This window comes from Pseudaquabacterium rugosum (assembly GCF_038066575.1).
GTDB lineage: Bacteria > Pseudomonadota > Gammaproteobacteria > Burkholderiales > Burkholderiaceae_C > Pseudaquabacterium > Pseudaquabacterium rugosum.
In genome coordinates this window covers 223,531-247,589 of the sequence record NZ_JBBUTF010000009.1, presented here as the reverse complement: position 1 = coordinate 247,589, position 24,059 = coordinate 223,531, and the positions used below count along the sequence as shown (strand labels likewise).

19 protein-coding genes and 1 pseudogene are annotated in these 24,059 nt (G+C 73.9%); 18 read left to right on the top strand and 2 right to left on the bottom strand.

The genetic code is table 11. The features are described 5' to 3' along the window. A pseudogene (locus AACH11_RS12350) lies at window positions 1–206 on the bottom strand (IS5/IS1182 family transposase); the annotation flags it as partial. A 263-nt stretch (window positions 207–469) separates the two neighbouring features. Here AACH11_RS12350 and AACH11_RS12345 point away from each other — a divergent pair. The 18 genes from AACH11_RS12345 (at window position 470) to AACH11_RS12260 (ending at window position 22,118) form a co-directional block, all read left to right on the top strand. Then, window positions 470–1,471, top strand: a complete 1,002-nt coding sequence (locus tag AACH11_RS12345; RefSeq protein WP_341374534.1) for a bile acid:sodium symporter family protein — start codon at window positions 470–472, stop codon at window positions 1,469–1,471. Between the two features lie 100 nt (window positions 1,472–1,571). Further along, entirely contained in the window at window positions 1,572–1,880 is a 309-nt protein-coding gene (locus AACH11_RS12340) for a hypothetical protein (protein WP_341374533.1), read from the top strand. A gap of 236 nt (window positions 1,881–2,116) precedes the next feature. After that, the gene (locus AACH11_RS12335) at window positions 2,117–3,058 is read left to right on the top strand and encodes a type II secretion system protein (RefSeq protein WP_341374532.1); all 942 of its coding nucleotides are present in this window, start codon (window positions 2,117–2,119) and stop codon (window positions 3,056–3,058) included. An 86-nt stretch (window positions 3,059–3,144) separates the two neighbouring features. Next, a complete protein-coding gene (locus AACH11_RS12330; RefSeq protein ID WP_423228734.1) occupies window positions 3,145–4,068 on the top strand; it encodes a type II secretion system protein in 924 nt (307 codons plus the stop codon). Between the two features lie 27 nt (window positions 4,069–4,095). Then, the gene (locus AACH11_RS12325) at window positions 4,096–4,647 is read left to right on the top strand and encodes a hypothetical protein (RefSeq protein ID WP_341374530.1); all 552 of its coding nucleotides are present in this window, start codon (window positions 4,096–4,098) and stop codon (window positions 4,645–4,647) included. Continuing rightward, window positions 4,644–5,753: a type II secretion system protein gene (locus tag AACH11_RS12320; protein ID WP_341374529.1), complete on the top strand. Its 1,110-nt coding sequence runs from the start codon at window positions 4,644–4,646 to the stop codon at window positions 5,751–5,753. The genes AACH11_RS12325 and AACH11_RS12320 overlap by 4 nt, the downstream gene beginning before the upstream one ends. Next, window positions 5,750–7,642: a hypothetical protein gene (locus AACH11_RS12315; protein ID WP_341374528.1), complete on the top strand. Its 1,893-nt coding sequence runs from the start codon at window positions 5,750–5,752 to the stop codon at window positions 7,640–7,642. Before AACH11_RS12320 ends, AACH11_RS12315 begins: the two co-directional genes overlap by 4 nt. After that, complete coding sequence (locus AACH11_RS12310) at window positions 7,639–8,331, top strand: hypothetical protein (protein ID WP_341374527.1); 693 nt, start codon at window positions 7,639–7,641, stop codon at window positions 8,329–8,331. Before AACH11_RS12315 ends, AACH11_RS12310 begins: the two co-directional genes overlap by 4 nt. Continuing rightward, window positions 8,331–9,527: a type IV pilus twitching motility protein PilT gene (locus AACH11_RS12305; protein WP_341374526.1), complete on the top strand. Its 1,197-nt coding sequence runs from the start codon at window positions 8,331–8,333 to the stop codon at window positions 9,525–9,527. Before AACH11_RS12310 ends, AACH11_RS12305 begins: the two co-directional genes overlap by 1 nt. A 4-nt stretch (window positions 9,528–9,531) precedes the next feature. Then, on the top strand, window positions 9,532–11,175 hold the full coding sequence (locus tag AACH11_RS12300) for a GspE/PulE family protein (protein WP_341374525.1): 1,644 nt from the start codon (window positions 9,532–9,534) through the stop codon (window positions 11,173–11,175). Continuing rightward, complete coding sequence (locus tag AACH11_RS12295) at window positions 11,172–12,410, top strand: type II secretion system F family protein (RefSeq protein WP_341374524.1); 1,239 nt, start codon at window positions 11,172–11,174, stop codon at window positions 12,408–12,410. Before AACH11_RS12300 ends, AACH11_RS12295 begins: the two co-directional genes overlap by 4 nt. Then, window positions 12,407–13,036 carry a hypothetical protein gene (locus tag AACH11_RS12290; RefSeq protein WP_341374523.1) on the top strand — a complete coding sequence of 210 codons (630 nt, stop codon included), beginning with the start codon at window positions 12,407–12,409 and terminating at the stop codon, window positions 13,034–13,036. Before AACH11_RS12295 ends, AACH11_RS12290 begins: the two co-directional genes overlap by 4 nt. Then, a complete protein-coding gene (locus tag AACH11_RS12285; RefSeq protein ID WP_341374522.1) occupies window positions 13,033–15,045 on the top strand; it encodes a type II secretion system protein GspD in 2,013 nt (670 codons plus the stop codon). Before AACH11_RS12290 ends, AACH11_RS12285 begins: the two co-directional genes overlap by 4 nt. Window positions 15,046–15,168: 123 nt before the next feature. Further along, a complete protein-coding gene (locus AACH11_RS12280; protein WP_341374521.1) occupies window positions 15,169–16,713 on the top strand; it encodes a di-heme oxidoreductase family protein in 1,545 nt (514 codons plus the stop codon). A gap of 7 nt (window positions 16,714–16,720) precedes the next feature. Continuing rightward, complete coding sequence (locus AACH11_RS12275) at window positions 16,721–17,653, top strand: AAA family ATPase (RefSeq protein WP_341374520.1); 933 nt, start codon at window positions 16,721–16,723, stop codon at window positions 17,651–17,653. Between the two features lie 83 nt (window positions 17,654–17,736). Continuing rightward, the gene (locus tag AACH11_RS12270; protein ID WP_341374519.1) at window positions 17,737–18,585 is read left to right on the top strand and encodes a DUF58 domain-containing protein; all 849 of its coding nucleotides are present in this window, start codon (window positions 17,737–17,739) and stop codon (window positions 18,583–18,585) included. Beyond that, window positions 18,582–20,672: a transglutaminase TgpA family protein gene (locus AACH11_RS12265; RefSeq protein WP_341374518.1), complete on the top strand. Its 2,091-nt coding sequence runs from the start codon at window positions 18,582–18,584 to the stop codon at window positions 20,670–20,672. Before AACH11_RS12270 ends, AACH11_RS12265 begins: the two co-directional genes overlap by 4 nt. Window positions 20,673–20,792: 120 nt before the next feature. After that, window positions 20,793–22,118 (top strand): FTR1 family iron permease, encoded by a 1,326-nt coding sequence (locus tag AACH11_RS12260; protein WP_341374517.1) that lies wholly within the window; start codon window positions 20,793–20,795, stop codon window positions 22,116–22,118. On the opposite strand, the gene AACH11_RS12255 is transcribed toward AACH11_RS12260, so the two are convergent. Then, window positions 22,078–23,997, bottom strand: a complete 1,920-nt coding sequence (locus AACH11_RS12255; RefSeq protein WP_341374516.1) for a TRAP transporter large permease subunit — start codon at window positions 23,995–23,997, stop codon at window positions 22,078–22,080. The genes AACH11_RS12260 and AACH11_RS12255 overlap by 41 nt on opposite strands. Between the last annotated feature and the right edge of the window lie 62 nt (window positions 23,998–24,059).

The window sequence follows — 24,059 nt, the reverse complement described above, 5'->3', positions numbered from 1 at the left end:
ATGGCCGGCGCACCGCCGCGACCAGCCACCGACTTGATGCGCGCGTACAGCGGCGCCAGGTCCAGCGCCTGAACGAACGCCCATACGGTACGCGCGGCATGGTCATGCGCCAGCAACGAATCCAGATCGACCGGGCGAAGCTCCACTTGGTTGCGCTGTGGCGACATGACCCGCGCTGCACCGCCTGCCCGCGCAGGCTCGGTCATCCCCGCTCCCGCAGGCAACTCCCCTTCACCGAACAGACCTTGTTGGGTCTGCTCACCCTCGTCTCCAACCGTCGTAGCGTCCATGCAATCCTCAACGGTTCAGGGGCGCATTTCGTTCACACGTTCTGAGGCGGCCGCGGTGCGGCGGGGCGCAGCCGGCCCGATTGCCTGCATCCCGGTCAGGGCTGTCCGCCCGCCGCTGCAGGCGGTGAAGGCGGTGCGGTCTGCTCCAATCGACGGATCGTCCGGAACCCGCGCCCGCCATGACCCGCCCCGCCTACCTGCCCGACAACTTCGTGCTGACGCTCACCGGCTGCGTCATCCTGGCCCTGCTGCTGCCGATCCGCGGCGCACCGGCCGAATGGCTGCACACGGCCACCAACCTCGGCGTGGCCTGGCTGTTCTTCCTGCACGGCGCCAAGCTGTCGCGCCAGGCGGTGGTCGAGGGCCTGCTGCACTGGCGGCTGCACCTGAGCGTGCTGGCCACCACCTACGGCGTGTTCCCGCTGCTGGGCCTGGCCATGTGGCCGCTGCTGCAGCCCTGGATCGGGCCGACGCTGATGATCGGCGTGCTCTTCGTCTGCGCCCTGCCCTCGACGGTGCAGTCGTCGATCGCCTTCACCTCGCTGGCGCGCGGCAACGTGGCCGCGGCGGTGTGCAGCGCCTCGATCTCCAACGTCGCCGGCATCGTGCTGACGCCGCTGCTGATGGCCGCGCTCGTCAGCGGCCTGGGACTGGGCGCCACCGGCCAGGGCCAGGGCCTGTCCTGGTCGTCGGTGCAGGGCATCGTCAGCCTGCTGCTGGCGCCCTTCGTCGCCGGCCAGATCGCCCAGCCCTGGCTGGGCGGCTGGGTGCGGCGCCATGCGGCCATCCTCAAGCCGCTGGACCAGGGCATCATCCTGGCCGTCGTCTATGGCGCCTTCAGCGAGGCCATGGTGCAGGGCCTCTACCAGCAGCTGGGCTGGGGCGTGCTGGCCATCCTGCTGGCCTGGAGCGCGGTGCTGCTGGCCCTCGTGATGGGTCTGCTGGTCTGGGGCAGCCGGCGCCTGGGCTTCGCCCGCGCCGACGAGATCGCCATCGTCTTCTGCGGCTCGAAGAAGACCCTGGCCAGCGGCGTGCCGATGGCCCAGATCCTGTTCGCCGGCCAGCCGGTGGGCCTGCTGGTGCTGCCCATCATGGTCTTCCACCAGCTGCAGCTGATGGTCTGCGCCGTGCTGGCGCAGCGTTATGCGCGGCAGGCGGAGACCGCCGCGACGGAGGCATGAACGCCAAGTTCCGCACCGGATACAAATGCTTTCAGACTGGCCCGGGGTCTTTCTTCTTAATGCGAATCATTCTTGATAACATGCGTTCAAGAGGGAAAGCATGGGAAATCAAGAAGTCCTGAACAGGCTCGTGCAGCTGTACGAAGACCTGTTCTCACATGATGGCTACGGAGAAATCCGCGTCGACATCCGGCTGCTGCGCAAAGGGCAGAAGGAGGTCATCCTGCACTGCGGCAAGCAACACCGCTTCGTCGTCGATGCGCAGGATGCCCCCGTCGGCGCACGCCACAGCCGTTTCCGGGTGATCGAGCAGCAGGCCGGCGACCGCCGTCGCGCCACCGAGCGACGCACCAGCAGCCTGCCGATCGATTTCGCCGACCGTCGGGAGCCGGGCCACCGCCGCTCCTGATCCGCACCAGGGTCCTGCCGCCACGGCGGGAAGACCTGAACGCAGCACACGTTCGGACGGTGCTGCCTGCCGCCCCGCGCCATCGCCGCGGGCGGACCACGTGACCGGGGAGCGCCCGGCACGTCACACCCATCGATGAGAACGGCCGCATGGCGCCTCGGGACGAGCGCATTCGGTCGCGCGTGACGCAGGCCGCCTTGGAAGGCCCGTGTCCGCATGGTCCAGGACCAATCGACATGATCAAGAAGCTTCTCGCCATGACCCGCAGCCAGCGTGCGCAGGTCGTCGACGCGATCGATCCCACGCTCGTGGCCCAGCCGTGGGCCCGCAAGCGCCTGCGCGGCCTCAAGCGCAAGCAAGGCGGCTTCACGCTGCTGGAGCTGCTGGTCGTCGTGGCCATCATCTCGGCCATCGCCGGTACCGCCACCATCCTCCTGCGCGACACCGACCGCCAGGCCGCCGCGGCCGCCCACGTGGCGATGATGGATGAGCTGGTCAAGGGCATCTCGACCTACCAGGTGCTCAACAACGGCAAGTTCCCGAACAACTGGGATTCGCTGACGGCCGAGGCCGCCGGCGCCCTGGACGCCACCGCCGCCGCCTCGACCCTCGTCAACAGCGGCCTGAGCGGCTCGCTGACCCAGGTGGTGCTGACCGCCACCCAGCAGACCCTGCTGGCCGACTTCGGTGTCTCGAGCGTGCGGGTCATCAGCGAAGCCGCCCAGGGCGGCCGCTGTGCCGCGGCGGATCGGGCGATCCAGAAGCTGATCGAGGACAAGGGCAACGACGTGACGGCCGGCACGGTGTACCGCAGTGAAGACGCGAACGGCTGCGGTATGGCCGCCACCATCGCCTCGGGCAACGCGCTGCTGGCCTGGGACACGGGTACGGCAGGCAATGCCGAGCGCGTGAACGCCCCGGGCCTGCCGGCCACCCAGACCCTGGTGGCCCTGGGCATCGGCCCGAGCCTGGACCTGTTCAACCCGGAAAAGCGCGGCGCCATGACCACGGTGCCGGTCTACCGCCACGTCGAGGCCACGGAGTACAACCGCTTCGTCGCGCTGCTGAACGTGGACACCGGCAAGTCCGAAGTCCGCCTGCAGGCCATCATCGACGGCGCCGGCGACACCAAGGACGAGGAACTGGGTGAGTGGGACGGCACGCGTCCGACCATCTGATCACGCCTTGAGCTGATCCGATCGGCCCGGCCGGCCATCCCCGCGATGGCCGGCCGGGCCCTGGCCAGGATCACCGGAGCCCCGCAGTGCACACCTTCATCCGCAGGCGCGGACCTCCACGTCCGCGCGGCATGACGCTGATGGAGCTGCTGCTGGTGGTCTCGATCCTGGCCGCCCTCAGCGGCCTGGGCTGGACCTTCTACAGCGGCGTGCGCGATGCGGAGCTGACCCGTCTGGGCCAGGCGCAGATGCGCTACGTCGCCCAGGCCCTGAGGCGCTTCCACACCGACATGGGCTACTGGCCAGGCCAGGGCCCGCTGGCGCTGACCGCGGCGCACAACATCGAAACCGTGGTGACGGATCACGAGATCACCTGTTCGGACCCCACCGGCGCAGGCCTGTGGCTGCGCTCGACGCTGCCGTCCATCGTCGTGCCCGCCGGGGTGAGCGACATCGAGACCTGGCGCGCCGACTGGGCCCGGCATCCGGCCAACCTCTGGATGCTGATGGCACGCCCGCTGCTGTGCGCCAACCACCCGCTGGGCCGCCTGCAGGACTGGGATGCCACGACCGCACGCGGCTGGCGCGGCCCCTATCTGCGCGCCGACCAGCTGGGCTGGCTGCAGGCCGGCAACGACCTGCAGCCCGATGGCGGCGGCACCGGCCGCAACGCCCCGCTGCAACGCGATCTGCAGGCGCTGGGCGTCGGCCGCTGGCTGCCCGCCGTGCAGGCCGATGGCAGCCGCTGCCCGGAGGCGAGCGACGACTGCGCCTGGCAGTGGCGGGTGCATGCCAGCACCGCGCCGGGCTTCGACCCGTCACGCCACACCTTCGAGGCCTCGCCGCGGCCGCTGCTGTACTTCGGCGTGGCCAGCGGCCGTGTCCGCCTGGTGTCGATGGGCCCCGACGGCGCGTTCGGCGGCCTGCACGACGCCGACTCCGCCCGCGCCTGCGAACCCTACACCGCCGATCCGGCCGGCCTGGACGACCAGGTGATGTGCCTGGACTGAGACCGACACCCGACACCCGACACCGCCATGCCCCTGCTCCGCCGGAACCTCCCTGCCGTCCTGAAGACGCGCCGCGCCGTGACCGCCCTGGCCTGCGCCGCCCTGCTGGCGCCCCTGAGCCAGGCCCCGGCCCGCGCCCAGCCGGCGGCGGCCACGCTCATCGTGCCGGCCGGCAGCGCACAGGGCACACCCGCCCCGGCCGCCGACGCCTACCGCAAGGTGGATCTGGCCGCCTGGGTGCCCGGCCTGCGCAGCCCGGGTCGCATCATCCTGCAGCCCTCGGGCGTGAGCTTCGTGGCCACCTTCGATGCCGGCCCGCGGCCGCAGAAGGCCGAGTACCTGGACACCGCCCTGAAGCTGATGCGCGTGAGCGCGCCGCCGGTCGTGCGCCAGGCCGTGCGCCTGCGCTACGGCCCGCAGGAGGGCCAGACCCTGGTCGCCTATATCGAAGAGGGCGCGGCCAAGCGCCTGGCCAGCGATCTGCGCCCCGGCGACCGCCGCCAGTTCTTCGCCTTCCACGTCTACAACTACGCCAAGGGCCCGGCCCTGGTGATCACCAGCTTCGGACCGGCGCCATGAGGCCGCGTCGCCACCACGGCACCCCTCTCGCGGCGCGGGCGACCGGGCCGCGGCCGGGCTACACCCTGCTGGAGATGGTGCTGGTCGTCTCGCTGATCTCGGCCACCGCCGCGGCGGGTCTGCTGGTGCTCGGCGACAGCGACGCACGGTTGCGCGAGCAGCGCACCCGGCAACGCCTGGACCAGATCATCAGCGCCGTCATCGGCGAGACCGGAGCCCGCTGGGCCGGCGAGGTCCGCCTGTCGGGCTTCGTCGTCGACAACGGCCGCCTGCCGGTGGCGCTGCGCGAGCTCATCGAGCGCGAGGCGCTGGTCGACGAGGCCGAATGCAGCGGCACGCAGCCCCAGGTGGCGGCCGGACGGCTGGCCTGCCACCGGCCGCGCGCGGCCGTCTTCGATCCCAGCCCGGATGCCGGCAGCGGTCTGGACAACGGCAGCGGCGACGAGCTGACCCTGACCCGGGCCGAGGAGTCCCTGCCCAAGGGCCTGCGCCGGCTGCTGAGCGCCGATCTCGACGCGGGCCGGCTGCGCGACGGCTGGGGCAATGTGTCCATCGACGGCGATGACGCCCTCAACCACGGCTGGCGCCTGAACCTGCCGGCCACCGAGAGCCAGCCCTGGCGCCTGACCAGCCTGGGTGCCGACAACGCCGCCGGCGGTGCGGCGTCCGACGCCACGCTCGACCTCGACCGCAGCGTGCAGGCCGACGACTGGAGCACCGACATGGCCGGCTGGAGCGTGCGCCTGACCAATGCCAGCGGCGTCACGCGGCCGGGGCCGGGCGAGTTCATCGGCGTCTCGCTGCTGGTGTGGGAGAACCGCGAGGGCGGTGGCCGCTGGAAGCGCCTGACCACGCAGCTCGACGACACGCCGCTGGCCGCCGGTGCCAGCCACAGCTACGCCCTGCCGGCCGGCGGCCACAGCGGCGGCAGCCTGTCCACGCGCGTGCCCGTCGGCGAGCACCTGGCGCTGGCCGTCGTCAGCCCGGATGCCAGCGCGCAGGACGGCAACGACCAGCCGCTGGAGATCAACGGCCACCGCATCAGCGCGGTGGTGCGCCTGTTCAGCGGCGCAGCCCGGCCGCACCTGGAGCTGGTGCTGCGATGAGCCCGACCGAGCCGCGCCAGCGCCCGCCCGCCGCCGTGCGGGACACCGCCACCCGGCTGACGCCCGGACTGAAGGCCCTGCGCAGCGGCCTGCAGACGGCGCTGGCCCGCCTGCGACCCGCGCCCCATCTGCTGGTGCTGGACCTGGGGCCCGCCGGCTGCCTGGCCAGCCTGTGGCGGGCCGCCCCGGCCCGGCTGCAGGCGGTGGACGCCGCACCGGTGTGGACCCTGACGCTGAGCGACTGCGAGCCCGAGTCCCTGCTGGCGGAGATCCTGCCGCGCCTGCGCACGGACGGCCAGCCGCGCCCCACCGGCCTGCTGGTGTGCAGCGGCGGCGTGGTGCAGGCCAGCGTCGACCTGCCGGCCGATCCGCTGCGCCCGCGCCCGCCTCTGCAGATGCATGAGATGGCGCGTTATGAGATCGAGCCCGCACTGGCCGCACACAACGCGCTGTGGACCATCGGCGAGGTGCTCAGCGCGCGCGCCAGCCTGGGCGTGCCGCAGCGCGCGGCCGTGGTGCAGGCGATGGCCCAGGGCGGGCTCGACGAGCGCGGCGATCCGCTGCGTTTCGGCGAGCTGGCCCTGGTGCACGGCGGATTGAGCCGCAGCGCGCTCGACGAGGCGCTGCAGGCCCAGCAGACCCTGCACGTGCTCGACAGCGATCTGGCCTGCGGCTGGCGCGGGGCGCTGCTGCGCAGCCCGCAGGGCCAGCGGGCCCCGCACTGGCAGGTGGTGGCGATGTCGCAGGCCCTGCGCCAGCGCTGGCGCACGGCGGCACGCGGACAAGGCCTGGCCCTGCGCGGCCTGTGGCCGCGGCTGGGCCTGGCCGCGCTGTCCGAAGGCACGCTGACCGGCACGACGCTGGTGCTGGAGCTGTGGCCGGAGCAGGCGCTGGCCCAGCGCCTGGTCGACGGCACCGTGGCCGCCGTGCGCAGCGAGCCGCGCCACGATCTGCCGCTGGATGCGGGCCTGCTGGCCGGGCTGCTGGCGGAATGGCAGGTCGAGCAGGTGGCCGAGATCCTGCTGGTGGTGGCCGATCCGCAGGTGCGCCACGCCGAGCTGGTGCCCCTGCTGCAACGGCTCACGCGCACGCCGGTGCGGGTGATCGCCGCCGATCCGCGGCAGGCCGCCCTCGCCCGCGCCCGGGCGTTGATGCAGGCGCTGCCACAGGCGCCGGCCCGGCGCCGGCCGCTGGCCGTGCCGCTGCGCGATCCCCAGCTGCCGGTCTGGCAACGGCCGGCCTGGCGGCCCTGGCTGATCTGCGGCGCCCTGCTGGCGGCGCTGCTGCTGTGGCAGGGCGTGCAATGGGCCGGCATCCTGTCCATGCGCCGCGAGGCCCGCCAGCTCGAAGAGAGCCTGCAACGCCGCGCCCAGGGCTCGCAGAGCGAACAGCAGCTCAGCAGCGAGGCCCAGCAGCTCGACGCCGAGGCCATGCACCTGCGCGCCGAGCTCGCCGGTGTGATGGGACGTGCCGCCGGCATGGCCCTGGTCGAGCAGCGGCGGGCGATGCTGCCGGAGCTGATGCGGGCCCTGGCCTCGGCCATCGATGACCGCGTGGTGCTCGACGCCGTGGTCGAGAGCCAGGACACGGACGCCCGCCTGGGCATCGAAGTGAGGGCCTGGTCGCCGGACGCCGCACGCCTGCAGTCCTATGCCGCGCGGGTGGCCGAGGCGGTGGCGCCGCTGGGCCTGGCCGTCGCCCAGGGCGAGATGCAGGCCGGCCCCGGCCGCCTGGGCACGCAGGGCTACCGCATCCGCTACTGGCTGGTGCCCGAAGCCGCCGAGCTGGCCGAGCCCGCCGAGGTCAGCGCCAGCGCGGGGAGCCACTCGGCCTCGACCCCGGTCCCCCCCTTGTCCGCAGCGCGCAGTGCGCCGGCCGCTTCCCGATGACCCGCGCATCGCCTCTCCATCCCCTGCGGGCCCGTTGGCAGGCCTTGTCCGAGGCCGACCGGCGCCGCATTCCGGTCGTGATCGGCGTGCTGGCCCTGGCCACCGCCCTGCTGTGCCACGGCCTGCTGACGCTGCCCGCCCGCACGGCGGCCGAGCAGACGCTCTCGCGCATGAGCGGACGCGCGGCACAGGCCCGCCAGCCCGTGCGCCAGCAGACCCCGCGCTGGACCGGACGCTCACCGGCCGCACTGCGCATCGAGATCCAGGGCCTGCAGGCCGAGTTGCAGGACCAGCGCGCGCGCCTGCTGGATCTGGAGCCACGCTTCGCATCGCTCAACGAGGTCGGCCCCTCACGCGAGCTGGTCGACGCCCTGACCCGACTGTGCGACGGCAGCGACATGGACCTGGTGCTGCTGGAGCAGAAGGGCCTGCGGCCCGAGGAACGCCAGCAGGCCCCCAGCCGCGAGCGCCTGCAGCAACTGGCGCGCCAGAGCCCCTACCAACGCCCGCTGCTACGGCTGCAGGCCCGCGCGTCCTACCGCGGCCTGATGCAGTTCCTCGACGGCCTCAAGGACCTGCCCCATGCCTCGGCCCCGCTGTGGATCTCGGTGGAGGTGAAGACCGATGCCGAGGGCCAAGCCCGGCCGCGCCTGCAGTGGCTGGACGTGACCCTGGACCTGAACCTGTGATGACACCGACCGCCACGCCCCCTCCTGCCGCCACCGCCACCGCTGCCGACGACGCATCGGCGGCATCCGCCGCGCTCGACCGCCTGGACCAGCAGCTGATGGCGCTGCTGCAGGTCCGCGGCTCCGACCTGCACCTGGCCGTGGGCCAGCCGCCGCTGGCCCGGATCAACGGCGAGCTGACCTCGCTCGACCACACGCTCTGGAGCAGCGAGGCCCTGAACGCGCTGCACGAGCGCCTGGCCCGGCACGAGGGCCGCAGCGACGAGCTCACGCGCGAGGGCGGTCTGGACCTCGGCCACACCGTCGGTGCCGAACGCTTCCGCCTGAACCTGCTGCGCGCACGCGGCCGGCCGGCCCTGGTGGCCCGCCATCTCGACAGCCGATTCCGTTCATTCCAGGAGTTGGGTCTGCCGCCCATGCTCGGCCATCTGGCCGACGTGCAGGACGGCCTGGTGCTGGTGACCGGTGCCACCGGATCGGGCAAGAGCACCACGCTGGCGGCGCTCGTGCACGAGATCAACCACCAGCACGCCCGCCACATCCTGACCATCGAGGATCCGGTGGAGTTCGTGCACGAGCCCATCCGTGCCCACATCACGCACCGCTCGCTGCACCAGGACTTTCCGGACTTCGCCAGCGCGGTCCGCGCCGCGCTGCGGCAGGACCCGGACGTGATCCTGATCGGCGAGATGCGCGACCTCGACACCATGCGCGCGGCGCTGACCGCCGCCGAGACCGGGCATCTGGTGCTGGGCACGCTGCACACGGCCGACACCGTCGGCACCGTCGAGCGGGTGGTCGGCGGCTTTCCGGGCGAGGAGCAGGAGACCGTGCGTTATCGCCTCGCACGCTGCCTGCGCGCCGTGATCTCGCAGCGGCTCGTGCTGCGCAGCGACGGCCAGGGCCGCACCGCGCTGGCCGAGATCCTGATGGTCAACAACGCCGTCTCCAACCTGATCGCCACCGGCCGCAGCAAGCAGATCTACTCGATGATCGAGAGCGGCACCGCCCAGGGCATGCAGACGGTCGACCATTCGCTGGCACAGGCCGTGCGTCAGCGCCGGCTGAGCCCGGAAGACGCGCAGCGCCATGCCCAGGACCTGCTGCTGCTGACCCGGCTGCTGCAGCGGCCCGAATCGACGCCCGCAGCGGTGGCCGCCGCACCGGGCGAGCGGGGTCGCCATGCCGGTGCATGAGAGCATGCTGCTGAGCGCAGCACTGCAGGCCGGGCTGACGGACCCGGCAACCGTCTCGCGCCTGCGCCCGCTGGCCCGTGCCCAGCGCATCAGCCTGCTGGAATCCCTGGCCCGCGAGCTGCGCCTGCCGCCGGCGGCCTTCTGGCAGGCGCTGGCCCAGCAGCGCGCGCTGCCGTGGCTGGATCTCGCCGGCCTGCAGGCCGACGAGGCGCTGCTGCGCCGGCTGCCGGCCGTGCTGCTGCAGAAGCACGCGATGGTGCCGGTGCGCGATGCCCAGGGCCAGGGCTGGCTGGCGGTCAGCGATCCGGACGACCGCATCGGCCCGCAGACGGTGCAGCGCCTGCTGGGCATCGAGCTGCGCAGCGGCCTGGCCGAGCCGGACGCGCTGTCGGCCCTGCTGCAGCGCGAGACCGGCCGCCCGGCCCAGTCCACCGGCAGCCCGCGCGCCGCCGAGGAGGACGCCACCCAGCTGCTGGACCGCCTGATGAAGGACAGCCTGCTGCGGCGCGCCACCGACATCCACGTCGAGGCCGGCGAGCCGGGCCATGCACTGCGCCTGCGCGTCGACGGCGTGCTGCAGCCCTGGGGCCTGCCGCTGGCCCGCACGCTGGGCGAGGCGCTGGTCTCGCGCATCAAGGTGCTGGCGGGCATGGACATCTCCGAATCCCGCGCGCCGCAGGACGGCGGCATGAAGTTCGCCATCGCGCAGTGGGACGGGGATGCGGTGGACGTGCGCGTGGCCTCGATGCCCACCCGCCACGGCGAGCGCCTGACGCTGCGCCTGCTGGGCAGCACCAGCCAGGGCGGCAGCGTGCTGGGCCTGGACCAGCTGGGCATGCCGCCCGACGTGCTGGAACCGCTGCGTGAGCGGCTGGCGCGCCCGCACGGCATCGTGCTGGTGACCGGGCCCACCGGCTCGGGCAAGTCCACCACCCTGTACGCCGCCTTGCGCGAGCTGGACCACCAGCGGCTGAACATCCTGACCATCGAGGATCCGGTCGAGCAGGAGATGGCCGGCATCTCGCAGGTCGGCGTCAGCGCCAAGATGGGCTTCGCCGAGGCCCTGCGCTCGTTCCTGCGCCACGACCCCGACATCATCCTGGTCGGCGAGGTGCGCGACGCGGACACCGCGGACACCGCGCTCAAGGCCGCGGCCACCGGCCATCTGGTGCTGTCGAGCCTGCACACCAACTCGGCGGCCGGGGCCGTCTCGCGTCTGGTCAACATCGGCTGCGAGCGCTACATGATCGCCGACACGCTGGCCGGCGTGATCGCACAGCGCCTGGTGCGCCGCCTGTGCGGACACTGCGCGCTCAGCCGCCCGCTGGCGGCGGCCGAGCGTGCGCTGCTGGGCGACGCCCCCTGGCCGGCCGACGCCGTCCAGCGCGTGCCGGTGGGCTGCCCCCACTGCCTGGGCACCGGCTACCGCGGGCGTCTGGGCCTCTACGAGGGCCTGTGGCTGGATGCCGACCTGGCCGCGGCCGTGGCCCGCGGCGCCGGCGAGCGCGAGCTGAGCCGCCTGGCGCGCCAGCGGCAGCGCCTGTACGCGCTGGCCGATGATGCGCGCGCCAAGGTGCTGGCCGGCCTGACCAGCCTGGCCGAAGCCCGCGCCTACCTGCATCGCGACGAGGCGCCGCCCAGCCCATGAGCCGCTACAGCTATGTCGCGCTGGACGACCACGGCGTCGAGCAGCGCGGGGCCCTGGAGGCCCATGACGAGCGCGAGGCCCGCAACCAGCTGCGCTCGCAGCGCCTGCGCCCGGTGCGCCTGGTGCCCGGCGATCTGCCCGAGGACCTGAGCTGGGCCGAGCGCTGGCTGGCACTGACCGAAGGACTGATGCCACGCGCCTGGATGCCGGTGCGCGCACCGGACCTGGCCGGGCTGTTCCGCCAGCTGTCGCTGATGCTGCGCTCCGGCCATGCGCTGGCCCAGGCGCTGGACATCGCGCAGCGCCTGCAGGTCAAGCATGCCGCCCGCGCGCTGGTGGGCGAGCTGGCCGACGCCCTGCGCGGCGGCCGCTCGCTGTCGCAGGCCATGGCCGCCCGCGGCCGGCCGTTCAACGTGACCACCATCCAGCTCACCGCCAGCGCCGAGCGGGCGGGTGAACTGGACACGGTGTTCGAGCGTCTGGCCGATGACCTGGAGCGTCAGGCCGACCTCAAGCGCCAGCTGCTGAGCACGATGATGTACCCGGTCATCGTGCTGTTCATGGCCATCGGCGTGTTCGTGTTCCTGGCGGTGTCGGTGGTGCCGCGCTTCGCCAGCTTCATCGAGGGCCGCGGCCGCCGCGTGCCGCCGGAGGCGCAGTTCCTGCTGGATCTGGCCGACGGCGTCGCCCGCTGGGGCGCCTGGGTGGCGCTGGCCATGGGCCTGCTGCTCGGCCTGCTGCTGCTGGCCTGGTGGTGGACGCCCACACGGCGGGTGCTCGACCGCGTGGTGCTGCTGCTGCCGGTGATCGGCGGCCTGGTGCGCGATGCCAACATGACCCAGGCCGCCTGGACCCTGGGCCTGCTGGTGCGCAGCGGCACCACCGCGCTGGAGGCGCTGCGCGTGGCGCGGCGCGTGGTCGGCAACGACGTCTACGTGGCGATGTTCGACGAGGCCGAGCAGCGGCTGCTGTCGGGCCAGTCGCTGGCCCGCGCGCTGGAGCAGCGACCGATGCCGCCGCTGTTCCGCCACATGGTGGCCGTCGGCGAGGGCACGGGCCAGCTGGAGCTGGTGCTGGACTCGGTGGCCCAGCACTTCCGGCGCAGCCTGGAGGCGCGCATCAAGCTGGTCACCACGCTGATCGAGCCGGCCCTGCTGACGATCGTCGGCGGGGTGGTCGGCTTCGTCTACTACACCTTCTTCAAGACCCTGATGTCCGCCGGAGGCGGAGGATGAAGCGCCCGATCCACCCCGCCACCGGCCTGCGGCCGCTGCGGCTGACCCGCCTGCTGTGCGCGGCCCTGGCCGTCCTGCCGCTGGCGGCCGGCGCCCAGGCCACCGGCCCCGGCACCGCACCCGTCAACGCCATCCCGGACCTGCCCGCCAGCGTCCGTCCCGACATGAACCGCATCCAGGGCTACTACCGCCAGGTCGAGCAGAACCTGCCCGGCGCCCGCAAGGCCGAGCGCGATCCGTTCCAGACCACGCCGGAGCTGCGCACGCGGCGCAACGGCAGCGCCGCACGCTGGAGCCAGGGCATCGGCGCGGCCCCGGCCCCGGCCGCCACCACCACCGCCTCCGGCGACGACCTGCCGGGCGACTGGCGCGTCCAGGGCCTGCTGCTGGGGACCCGGCCCTGGGCTGTCCTCAGCCGCAGCCTGCGGCCGTCGATGCGCGCAGGGGGACCGGGCGCCGGTGCCCAGCCGGGCGGCGCCGGGCGCGGCGACGAGCTGCGCTACGTCAGCCGGGGCGACGAGATCGAGCTGCCCGACGGGCGGACCTATGTGGTGCGCGGCATCGATCGCCACGGCGTGCTGCTGCAGGGCACCGGCGTCGAGGCCGACCTGCTGAGGTTGCGATGAGCGCGCGCAGCCTGCACCCCGCGGCGCACGCCGGCACCGCACCCCGTGGCGGGCAGCCCGCGGGCCCGCGCCCACAGGCCCGCACCCGGACCTGCGCGCTGGCCTGCGCCCTGGTCTGCACCCTGCTGGCCCCGGCCGCCCACGCCGACGGCATGCCCGACAGCACGCCGGCCCCCGCCCGCACGCGCGGCAGCGCGGCACGCGCGCCGGCCGCACCGCCGCCGGCCAGCCCCGCGACCAGCCCGAACGCCACCGGCTCCCGCAGCGCCGCCACCGGACTGGACAGCCCGCTGGCGCTGGACCTGCGCCAGGCCTCGGTGTCCGCCGCGCTGCGCCTGATCTCGGAGACGGCCCAGGTCAACATCGTGGCCACGCCCACCGCCGCCAACCGCGAGGTGACGCTGTACATGGCCCGCACCACCGGACGGGCCGCGCTCGACGCCGTGACCCGGACGGCCGGCCTGTGGATGCGCTGGCGCCCGGCCAGCCAGTCCTACATGGTGATGACGGCCGAGGAGTACCAGCGCGACCTGGCCCTGTTCAGTGACGAGCGCACCGAGGTGCTGCGGCTGCGCCACCACAACGTGATCTCGACCGCCCACGTGCTGCGGGCGATGTACGGCAACCGTGTGCGGCTGCAGCTGCCGGTCGAGGAATCGTTGGGCGAGGCGATGCGGACGACCGAACTGAGGCGCACGACCGGAGCGGCGACCAGCGCCGGCACGGCGGGCACCCCCAACCGCACCACCACCACCACCGCCGAAGGCGCCACGCGCGACACCCGCGGCGGCACCACCTCGCGCACCGCCGGGGCCGGCGGCAGTGCGACGGCCGGCGCCACCGACACCGGACCCCAGCAGCTGGCGGCGCTCGCGGCCGCGGCCGGCGGCGGCCATGCCAACCAGCTGGAGGCGGCGCTGCAGGGCCAGGACGCACCGCTCTACGTCACCTACAACCGCCAGCACAACCTGCTGGTGCTGCGCACCGCCGACGAGCGGCTGCTGGAGCAGGCCCGCCAGCTGATCACGCAGCTGGACCTGCCGGTGCGTCAGGTGCTGCTGGAGATGCGCATCATCGAGGTGCGGTTGAACGACGAGTTCCACCGCGCCTTCGACATGGACCTGTTCAGCGCCAGCCCGGCCTCGGGCGTGGCCACCACGGCCACCAACCAGGCCCTCAACCCGCTGACCGGGGCGACCTCGGTGCGCGATGCCAACGGCAACCTGCTCGCGCCCAAGGTCATCGGTGCGCTGGGCATGTCCGAGCTGTTCGACCAGAACAGCAGCCTGTTCCAGCTCATCAGCAACCGGGTGCGCCTGCGGCTGCAGCTGCTGGAGGAAAAGGGCCGGGTGCAGACGCTGGCACGGCCGCTGCTGCTGTCGTCCAACAACGAGCCGGCGCGGCTGTTCATCGGCGAGGAGGTGGTGCTGACCACCGGCGCCTCGGCCCAGACCAGCACCGGCACCACCGGCGCCACCAACACCGTGGTCACGGTCGAGACCGAGCAGCGCGACATCGGCACCACCCTGGTCATCCATCCGCGCATCAACGACGACCGCAGCGTGACCCTGACCATCGACCAGGAGAGCTCGGAGCGGGTGGTCGGCGGCACGACGATCCCGCTGTCGACCGGCAGCATCGGCGACGGCGTGATCCAGTACCCGATCGACACCGTCAACACCGCCTCGCTGCAGGTGGTGGCGCAGGCCCGTGACGGCCTGACGATCGCCGTGGGCGGCATGATCAAGGCGCTCAAGCGCAAGACCGGCACCAACGTGCCCGGGCTGTCCCGCCTGCCGCTGCTGGGCGAGCTGTTCAAGAGCGAGGCACAGGTGGACAGCCAGACCGAGCTGGTGCTGGTCATCACGCCCCACGTGCTGGAGTCGGCCGACGAGGCCCAGCGCGTGTCACGGCAGCTGGGCGGCACGGCGCTGTCGGCCGCCAGCGTCCACCGCCCCCAGGCGGCGTCCGCGGCCACCCCTGCCCCCGAGGCCGATCCGCCGCCCTGATCCCGACCGCCACGACGCCGTGGCACGACCCGGCCGCGTGCGGCGGCGGGCGCCCGAGACGACTTCACCGTGGCCCAGCGTGCGCTCCCGTGGCGGGAGGCACGACGGGCAGGACGACCTCCGATGAGCGTGATCCTGTGGCGCCGGCCCGCATCCGGCGCTGATCCTGCCCCCGACCACCGCGACCGGGCCTCGCCGCGGCTGCGCCGCCACATCGCCATCGCCGCCCTGCTGGCGACCCTGCTGCCCCTGATGTGGGCGGTCTGGTCCACCCAGCTCGCCTGGCGCTCGGGCTATGGCGATCAGCCGATGACGCGGATCGCGCAGGCCGATCCGCGCCAGTTGTCCGGCGGCGACATGACCACCTTCCACACCGGCTTCTCGCCCTTCGAGCAGGCGGCGGACAACCTGCCCTGGCAGCTGGAGGCGGTGTTCGAGGAAGGTGACGGCCTGTTCGACAAGCCCTACGTCCCGGGCGACGGGCGCACGAGCGCGGACGTCAAGAACGCCGATGGCATGCGCCGGGTCGGCGTCGGGCCGCTGTTCAATGCCGACAGCTGCGCGGCCTGCCACTTCCGCGACGGACGGGTCGCCACGCCCTACGTCAGCGGCGGGCCGATGCTCGGGATGTTCCTGCGCGTGTCGGTGCCCGACGGTCGTGGCGGCTGGAAGGCCGCGCCGGGCTACCACGTGCAGCTGCGCGACAAGGCGGTCCCTGGCGTCCAGCCCGAGGCGCTGGGCCACATCGACTGGACCGAGGAGCCGGGCCGCTTTCCGGACGGCGAGACCTACTCGCTGCGGCGACCCCGCTACCGGATCGATGGACTGGCCCACGGTCCGCTGCCGGCCGACGCCGTGATCGAGGCCCGCAGCGCACCGCCGGTCCACGGCGGCGGTCTGCTGGAGGCGATCGATCCGGCGGACATCCTGCGCCTGTCGCAGGCCTTCGCGAGGCACGATCCGGACGGCATCTCGGGCCGGCCGAACTGGGTGACGGACCCCGACACCGGGCGCCGGGTGCTGGGCCGCTTCTCGTTGAAGGCCAACGAGGGCAGCCTGCGCGCCCAGGCCGCGGCCGCCGCCTTCAACGACATGGGCGTGACCAGCCCGCTGCACCGCGAACAGCTGTGCCTGCCCCACCAGCGCGACTGCGCCCGCGCACCGCATGGCGGCGACGCCGCGCATCCGGAACTCAGCGAGGCACAGCTGCAGTCGCTGACCACCTATCTGCAGCTGCTGGCGGTGCCGGCACGCCGCGACGTCAACGATCCGCAGGTGCTGCGCGGTGAACAGCTGTTCCGCCAGGCCCGCTGCGCCGCCTGCCATCAGGAGAGCTGGCGCACCGGCGACAGCCACCCCCTGCGCCGCCTGCGCGGCCAGACCATCCACCCCTACACCGATCTGCTGCTGCACGACATGGGCCCGGATCTGGCCGGCCGCCCGGACGGCGAGGCCACGGCCGGCGAATGGCGCACGCCGCCGCTGTGGGGCATCGGTCTGACACCGCGCAGCAACCACCACATGGTGCTGCTGCACGACCAGCGCGCCCGCGGTCTGCAGGAGGCCATCCTGTGGCATGGCGGCGAAGCCGCCGCGGCCCGCGAACGTTTCCGGCAGATGCCGCGCGAGGACCGCGCCGCCCTGCTCCGTTTCCTCGACAGCCTCTGACGTGACGATGACCTGCCCCGCCCCGGATCCCCTGACCCCACCCGCCGCGCTGCTGTCGGCCATCGCCGAGGTCGTGCTCGACAAGCCGCAGGCCGTGCGGCTGGCGCTGGCCTGCCTGCTCGCACGCGGCCATCTGCTGATCGAGGACCTGCCCGGCCTGGGCAAGACGCTGCTGGCGCAGACACTGGCCGGCGTGCTGGGCCTGCAGTTCCGCCGCGTGCAGTTCACCAGCGACCTGCTGCCGGCCGACATCACCGGCGGCAGCGTCTGGGACCGCGAGAGCGGGGCCTTCCGCTTCGTGCCCGGCCCGGTGTTCACCGAGCTGCTGCTGGCCGACGAGCTCAACCGCAGCACGCCCAAGACCCAGAGCGCGCTGCTGGAGGCGATGGAGGAACGCCAGGTCTCGGCCGACGGCCACAGCCACGCGCTGCCGCCGGCCTTCTTCGTCATCGCCACGCAGAACCCGCTCGACAGCCAGGGCGCCTTCCCGCTGCCGGAGGCGCAACTGGACCGTTTCCTGATGCGTCTGCACCTGGGCTGGCCCGGCCGCGAGGCCGAGCTGGCCCTGCTGGCGGGCGAGGACCGGCGCCGCCTGCTGGCCCGCCAGGGGGCACGGCTGGATGCCGCCGGCCTGCTGCAGCTGCAGCAGCGCTGCGAGCAGGTGCAGGTCAGCGCCACCGTGCTCGACTATGTCTGGCGCCTGCTGAACGCGACGCGCGAAGGCGGCCGCTTCCGCCACGGCCTGTCGCCACGGGCCGGCCGTGCGCTGCTGGCCGCCGCCCGGGCCTGGGCCCTGATCGACGGACGGGCGCATCTGCTGCCGGCGGACGTGCAGGCCGTCTGGCCGGCGGTGGCCGGCCACCGCCTGTGCGGCGCCGATGGTGACGACGCGGCGCCGGCCGTGGCCGGGCTGCTGCGCGAGGTCGAGGTGGTGGCTTGAGGCGGCCGCGGTGGCCTCAGGGGCCTCGGCCGTCTCGGCGGCACCTGCGGCCGACGCCGGCCGGGGCCTGCCTGCTGCTGCTGGTGGGCGTGCTGCTGCTGATGGCCATCAACGAGGCCAACAACCTGCTGTACGCGCTGGCCTTCCTGCTGCTGTCCGTGCTGGGCATGGCCACGCTGCAGACCGCGCTGGCCTTGCGCGGCCTGCGGCTGACGGCGCTGGAGGCACCCCCCGTGCATGCGGGCGACACCGGCCTGCTGAGCATCCGGGTGGACGCCGGCCCGCGGGCCCGCCACGGCCTGCGCCTGAGCCTGGCCGCGCAGGCGCCCGGCCCGGTGGCGGCCGCGCAGCCGGTGGACGATCTGCCGGCCGGCGGCAGCGTGGTGCTCAGCCTGCACTGGCCGGCCGGGACGCGGGGCTGGCAGAGCTTGCCCGGGCTGCAGGTCGAGACCACCCAGCCGCTGGGCCTGGCGCGCGCCCGGCTGCGCCAGGCCGCGCCGCTGCAGCGCCTGGTCTGGCCGCGGCCGGCCGATGCCGGCCCGCAGCGCGCCGCGGCCGCCCGGGCCCGGCAGGCCGCGGGCGGGCAGGACTTCAGTGGCCTGTCGAGCTGGCAGGTCGGTGATTCGCCGCGCCGGCTGCACTGGCGCGCCTGGGCCCGCGGCGGCCCGCCGATGGTCAAGCGCTTCGATGGCGAGGCCGGCGCCGAGGCCGTGCGCCTGGACTGGCAGAGCGTCGGCGGAGACGCCGAGCAGCGCCTGTCGCTGCTGACGCGCCGGCTGCTGGACATCGACGCCGCGCGACAGCCCTGGCTGCTGCAGCTGCCCGGCAGCGCACCGGTCCAGGGGCCGGGCAGCGCGGCGCGGCTGCGCGCGCTGGCCCGTCTGGCCCTGCACCGGCCGGCGGCCGGGCGCGACGGTGCGGAGCCGGCATGAACGAGCGCCGCACGCTGCACCGCTGGCTGGGACTGACCCTGCTGCTGGCCCTGGGCCCGGCCGCCGCGGTGTTGCCCGCCCGCTTCGCCCTGTTGCTGGCCCTGCCCCTGCTGGCCGCCGTGCACGGCCTGCGGCGGCAGGCGGCACCGCTGGGCCGCCGGGCCCATCTGCTGCTGAGCCTGGTCTGCCTGGCCGGCTGGGCCTGGATCTTTCAAGGCCGCTGGCGCAGCGCGGCGGCGGTCATCGGCTTCCTGGCGCTGGTGCTGGCCCTCAAATGGCTGGAGCGCGCACCCCAGCGCCTGCAGCGTGACACCTTGATCCTGCTGTTGGGCGCCTGCGTGCTCGGTGCACTGGGCGCGGTCCACCACGTGGCCGCCGTCGGCCTCGCCGCGCTGGGCCTGATGGTGTGCGCGCTGGTGGCCACGCTGGCCGCGCTGCACGGTGCCGCACGGCCGGGCCGCGTGGCCCTGCGCCTGGTGGCGGGCGCCCTGCCGCTGGCGGCCTTGCTGTTCCTGCTGATGCCGCGGGTGCCCGGGCCGCTGTGGGACATCGGTCTGGGCGTCGGCCTGCCGCTGGGGCTGAACGTGCCGCGCGGCAGCGCCGGCCTGGGGGGCGAGGCCCGGCTGCAGCCCGGTGGCCCCCGCAGCCAGCGGCTGGAGGACGGCACGGTGCTGGTGGCCCGCTTCGACGGCTACCGGCCACCGGCCAGCCAGCTGTACTGGCGCGGGCCGGTGCTCGCCCGCTTCGACGGCCGGCAGTGGCTGCCCGCGGCCTGGTGGGGCGAGCGCGGCCGTCAGATGGCCGCCGGCCACCGCCGCGCGGCCGCCTGGCGCGCCAGCGTCGATGGGCGCGGCTCGCCGCTGCGCTATCACCTGCGCGTGGCGGCGCATGGCCAGCACTGGCTCTACGGCCTCGACCTGCCGGCCAGTCTGCCGGCCGAGAGCTATCTGAGCCGCGACTGGCAACTGCTGTCGATGACGCCGCTGCGCGAGGAATCCAGCTACACCGGCCAGGCCTGGCTGGACTGGCGCGAACGTGAGCCCCGGCTGAGCGACGCCGACCGCGAGGAGGCGCTGGACTGGCCGGCGGATCCACAGAACAACCCGCGGCTGCGCGCCCTGGGCCGCCAGCTGGCCGCCGGTGCCGCGGACGAGCGCGTCCGGCTGGCCCGCGTGCTGGCGCATTTCGATCGCGCGCACTACCGGCTCGATGGCAAGGCGGTCGCCCACCCCGGGCCCGCGCTCTATGACCACTTCGTCTTCGACGACCGCGCCGGCAGCGCCGACCAGTACGCCGGCGCCTTCGTGCTGCTGGCGCGTGCGGCCGGCCTGCCGGCGCGGCTGGTGACCGGCTACCGCGGCGGCCGCCTGATGGGTGCGACCGACTATGTGCTGGTCAAGCAGTCCCACGCCCACGCCTGGGCCGAGGTCTGGCTGAGCGGCCACGGCTGGACGCGGGCCGACCCGGCCGATGCCGTCAGCGCCCCGCGCGAGCGCACACCCGCCGGCAGCGCCGAGCCCACGGCCGGGCGCGCGCCGGCGGCCCCCCCACCGGCCGCCCGCACACCCGCCGGCCCGGACACGCCGACCGCCCACGACCCCTGGCGCGACGCCCTCGACCGCTGGGTGCTGCACTACGACGCCGAGCGGCGCGACCACATGCTGCAGGCCATCGGCCCGCTGCGCAGCGCGGCCCCGCTGCACCAGGGCCTGCTGCTGCTGATCGGACTGCCGGCCCTGGCCCTGGCCGCCCATGCCGCCTGGCGACGCCGACAGCAGGCCCGGCAGGCACCGTGGCGCCGGGGCTGGCAGCTGCTGGTGCGCCGCCTGGCCGCCGTGGGGCTGCACACCGAGCCCGGCGACTGCCCGTCGCGCCTGCTGGAACGGCTGCAGGGCCGGCCCGAACCCTGGGCCGGTGTGGCCGCCCCGCTGGTGCGCACCTGGATCGACTGGCACTACGGCGAGCCGGCCCCGATGAGGCTCGCCCCTGGCGCCACGCCGGCCACGGCCCGCGCCATCGCCGCGGGCCGCGACTGGCTGCGCCAGGTGCAGCGCTTCCGCCCTCAGGCCTTCCGCAGCGTGCGCTGAGACCGCACGCGATCCGAGACCGACATGCATTGCCTCGCCTGCCTCGTCCCCCGACATCGCCGCCCCGGGCACGGCCCGGCACGTCCGCCCGCCCGGCGCCGGCCGCAGCGGATGCTCCTCATGGGGCTCGTCAGCCTGCTGGCGCTCGCCGCCGTCCCGGCCCGGGCCGGGACGGCGGCCGCGCCTGCGTCCACGTCAGCACCGGCGGCCGCCACCAGCACCAGCACCCTCGCCAACACCCGCACCGAGCCCGCCACCGCACCCGCCGCGCTGCAACAGCTGCTGAGCGAGGGCGATGCGCTGGCCGCCGGCTACCGCGGCGCGGCGGGCGCCACACACCCGACGCCACACCCGACCGCCGACGCGACAGCCCCCATCCCGGCCCCGCTGGCCGAGGCCACGGCCAGCGGCTATTCCCGCCTGTACTTCGACATCTTCGAGGGCGAAGGGCTGGAGCTGAGCCTGGGCGGACGCGATCGCCGCCTGCTCGGGGCCATCGAACAGGGCTTCGCGCGCTGCATCCGCGCGGCCCTCGAGCGCCAGCCCGCCGCCGAGCTGCAGACCGTCTGGCGGGGCCTGCGCGACGATCTGCTGCGCGCCCGCGCCCCGCTGGCCAGCGCCCGGGCCCAGCAGGACCGCTCGGCCTTCTGGCCGGCACTGCTGATCGTGCTGCGGGAGGGGGCCGAGGCGCTGCTGGTGGTCACCGCCCTGGCCGCCTTCCTGAGGCGCAGCGGACAGCCGCACCGGTTGCCCTGGTTGTGGGGCGGTGTGGGCGCCGCGGTGGCGGCCAGTGCCGCGCTGGCCTGGGGTCTGGCCGGGGTGCTGGCCGCCGCCGGGCCATGGCGCGGCACGGCGCTCGGCCTGCTCGTCTGCCTGGCCGCGCTGATGCTGGGCCACATGGCCGCCTGGCTGGCCGCCCGGCGCAGCGCCGAGCGCTGGAACCAGACCCTGCGCGCCCACATGGCCGGCGCCCTCGACGGCACGCCCTGGCTGACGGCCGGCGTCGCCTTCATCGCCGTCTTCCGCGAAGGGGCGGAGACGCTGCTGTTCTTCCAGGCCCTGGCCGGATCGGCCCCCGGCCAGGGTCTGCCGCTGGCCGCCGGTGCCGGCGTGGCGGTGCTGGGCCTGATGCTGCTGTCGATCGGCCTGCAGCGGCTGGGCCTGCGACTGCCGCTGCACCTGTTCTTCAGCAGCACGGCAGTGCTGCTGCTGGGCCTGGCGCTGGTCTTCGCCGGTCAGGGCGCCTTGCTGATGCAACTGGCGGGCCGGCTGCCCCTGACCGACTGGCCCTGGGTGCCCGCCTGGCCCTGGCTGGGCCTGCACCCCAGCCGCGAGACGGTGCTGGCCCAGGCCGGCCTGCTGCTGCTGGTGCTCGCCGCCGTCTGGCGGGACCGCCGCGATCCACTCACAAGGCGACCGTCGACAACCACGGCACCGCCGCGATGACCACCACGCCGACCAGCAGCGCCGCGATGTAGGGCCAGATGGCGCCGATCACGTCATCGGGCTTGGCGTCGCCGATGCGACAGGCGATGTAGAAGCCCACGCCGATGGGCGGCATCATCAGGCCGACGTTCATCGCGGTGACGATGACCATCGAGTAGTGGATGTCGTTGATGCCCAGCTTCTTGGCGATCGGGAACATGATGGGCGCCAGCAGCAGCACCGCCGGCAGGCCTTCGAGCAGGCAGCCCAGGATCAGGAAGGCGACGATGGTCACGCCCATGAAGGCCACCCAGCCGCCGGGCAGCGTGGTCAGGAAGCCCGAGAGCTCCTGCACCACGCCGCTGCGGGTGATCGACCAGGCCATGGCCGCGGCCGTGCCCAGGATCAGCAGGATGGCGCCCGACAGCGCGGCGGTCTCGATCAGCATCGCCCACAGCCGCTTCCAGCCGATGCCGCCGTACAGCACCTGACCGACGACCAGCGCGTACAGCACGGCGATGGTCGACACCTCGGTGGCGGTGGCCACGCCGCCGCCCACCGCGCTGCGGATCAGGAAGGGCAACAGCAGGGCCGGTGCGGCCACCAGCAGCAGGCGGCCGACCACCGCCATCGGCGCGCGGCGGCTGCCGTCGCCCTGCTCGTGGCGGGCCTTGAAGCGGGCCAGCACCAGCAGCGCCAGCAGCAGCACCATGGCGATGACGAAGCCGCTCTGGAACAGGCCGGCGATCGACACCCCGGCCACCGAGCCCAGCACGATCAGCACGATGGACGGCGGCACGGTGTCGGCCATGGCCGCCCCGGTGGCCAGCAGCGCGATCATCTCCGGCGGCTTGTTGCCGCGGCGCTTCATCTCCGGGAACAGCGCCGGCGCCACGGTGGCCATGTCGCTGACCTTGGAGCCCGAGATGCCCGAGACGATGAACAGCGAGCCCAGCAGCACGTAGCTCATGCCGGCCTTCACGTGGCCGATCAGCGAGGCCAGGAAATCGACGATGGCCTTGCCCATGCCGGTGGCGTCCAGCACGCAGCCCAGCAGCACGAAGATCGGCACCGAGACCAGCACCAGATTGGCCATGCCCTCGTCCATGCGGCCGACCACCACCACCAGCGGCACGTCGGTGGACAGCCCCAGATAGCCGAGCACACCCAGGCCGAAGCAGAAGGCGATGGGCACGCCGGCGGCCAGGCACAGGCCGACGCCGCCGACCAGGAAGATCACCAGGTTGAGCAGGCCCAGCGTCATCAGCCAGGGCTTGAGCAGCAGGCCCGCCGCGGCCAGCGCGGCCATCAGCAGCAGCGCCGGCAGCAGGCGGCGCAGGCCGACGGTGCGCGCGGCATGGGCGGCCACCACCGCCAGCATCATCACCAGGCCGCTGAGGATGGCGGCCACGCGCACGGTGTTGGGCAGGCCCAGCGTCACGGTGGTGACGAACCACTCCTCGCGCGCCTGCTCCAGCGCCGGGCCGACCATCACGCCGAGGAAGCTCAGCACCGCCGCCAGCGCCAGCGCGTGCACCCGCGGCTGCCAGACCGGCGAGAGCTTCTCGACGAACAGCGTCAGCCGCAGGTGCTCGTTGCGGTGCATGGCCACGGCCGAGCCCAGCATGGCCAGCCAGATGAAGGCGATGGACACCACCTCGTCCACCCAGTCGATCGGCGCGTCCAGCACATAACGGCTGACCACGCCGGCCAGCAAGAGGCCGATGATGGCCACCATCAGCAGCGCGCAGACCGTCTCCAGCGGCCACATCAGGCGCTGCTGCAGGCGGGAGGCGACAGGCGCCGGGACAGCGGCCTGGGCGGCGGACTGCGGGGCATGGCCGGACAGGGATTCGGGCAGGCCCGGGGGCACGGCGCGGGGCGCGGCGGCGGAACTCATGGATGTCTTCCTGCGGATCGGTTCGGCGGCCCGCACGCGCACGACGCGCGGGCCGCGGGGCT

Bases quoted from the DNA above. Each gene is read 5' to 3' on its own strand.
- AACH11_RS12345 (WP_341374534.1), top strand. From the start codon at position 470: ATGACCCGCCCCGCCTACCTGCCCGACAACTTCGTGCTGACGCTCACC.
- AACH11_RS12340 (WP_341374533.1), top strand. From the start codon at position 1,572: ATGGGAAATCAAGAAGTCCTGAACAGGCTCGTGCAGCTGTACGAAGAC.
- AACH11_RS12335 (WP_341374532.1), top strand. From the start codon at position 2,117: ATGATCAAGAAGCTTCTCGCCATGACCCGCAGCCAGCGTGCGCAGGTC.
- AACH11_RS12325 (WP_341374530.1), top strand. From the start codon at position 4,096: ATGCCCCTGCTCCGCCGGAACCTCCCTGCCGTCCTGAAGACGCGCCGC.
- AACH11_RS12320 (WP_341374529.1), top strand. From the start codon at position 4,644: ATGAGGCCGCGTCGCCACCACGGCACCCCTCTCGCGGCGCGGGCGACC.
- AACH11_RS12315 (WP_341374528.1), top strand. From the start codon at position 5,750: ATGAGCCCGACCGAGCCGCGCCAGCGCCCGCCCGCCGCCGTGCGGGAC.
- AACH11_RS12310 (WP_341374527.1), top strand. From the start codon at position 7,639: ATGACCCGCGCATCGCCTCTCCATCCCCTGCGGGCCCGTTGGCAGGCC.
- AACH11_RS12305 (WP_341374526.1), top strand. From the start codon at position 8,331: ATGACACCGACCGCCACGCCCCCTCCTGCCGCCACCGCCACCGCTGCC.
- AACH11_RS12300 (WP_341374525.1), top strand. From the start codon at position 9,532: ATGCTGCTGAGCGCAGCACTGCAGGCCGGGCTGACGGACCCGGCAACC.
- AACH11_RS12295 (WP_341374524.1), top strand. From the start codon at position 11,172: ATGAGCCGCTACAGCTATGTCGCGCTGGACGACCACGGCGTCGAGCAG.
- AACH11_RS12290 (WP_341374523.1), top strand. From the start codon at position 12,407: ATGAAGCGCCCGATCCACCCCGCCACCGGCCTGCGGCCGCTGCGGCTG.
- AACH11_RS12285 (WP_341374522.1), top strand. From the start codon at position 13,033: ATGAGCGCGCGCAGCCTGCACCCCGCGGCGCACGCCGGCACCGCACCC.
- AACH11_RS12280 (WP_341374521.1), top strand. From the start codon at position 15,169: ATGAGCGTGATCCTGTGGCGCCGGCCCGCATCCGGCGCTGATCCTGCC.
- AACH11_RS12275 (WP_341374520.1), top strand. From the start codon at position 16,721: ATGACCTGCCCCGCCCCGGATCCCCTGACCCCACCCGCCGCGCTGCTG.
- AACH11_RS12265 (WP_341374518.1), top strand. From the start codon at position 18,582: ATGAACGAGCGCCGCACGCTGCACCGCTGGCTGGGACTGACCCTGCTG.
- AACH11_RS12260 (WP_341374517.1), top strand. From the start codon at position 20,793: ATGGGGCTCGTCAGCCTGCTGGCGCTCGCCGCCGTCCCGGCCCGGGCC.
- AACH11_RS12255 (WP_341374516.1), bottom strand. From the start codon at position 23,997: ATGAGTTCCGCCGCCGCGCCCCGCGCCGTGCCCCCGGGCCTGCCCGAA.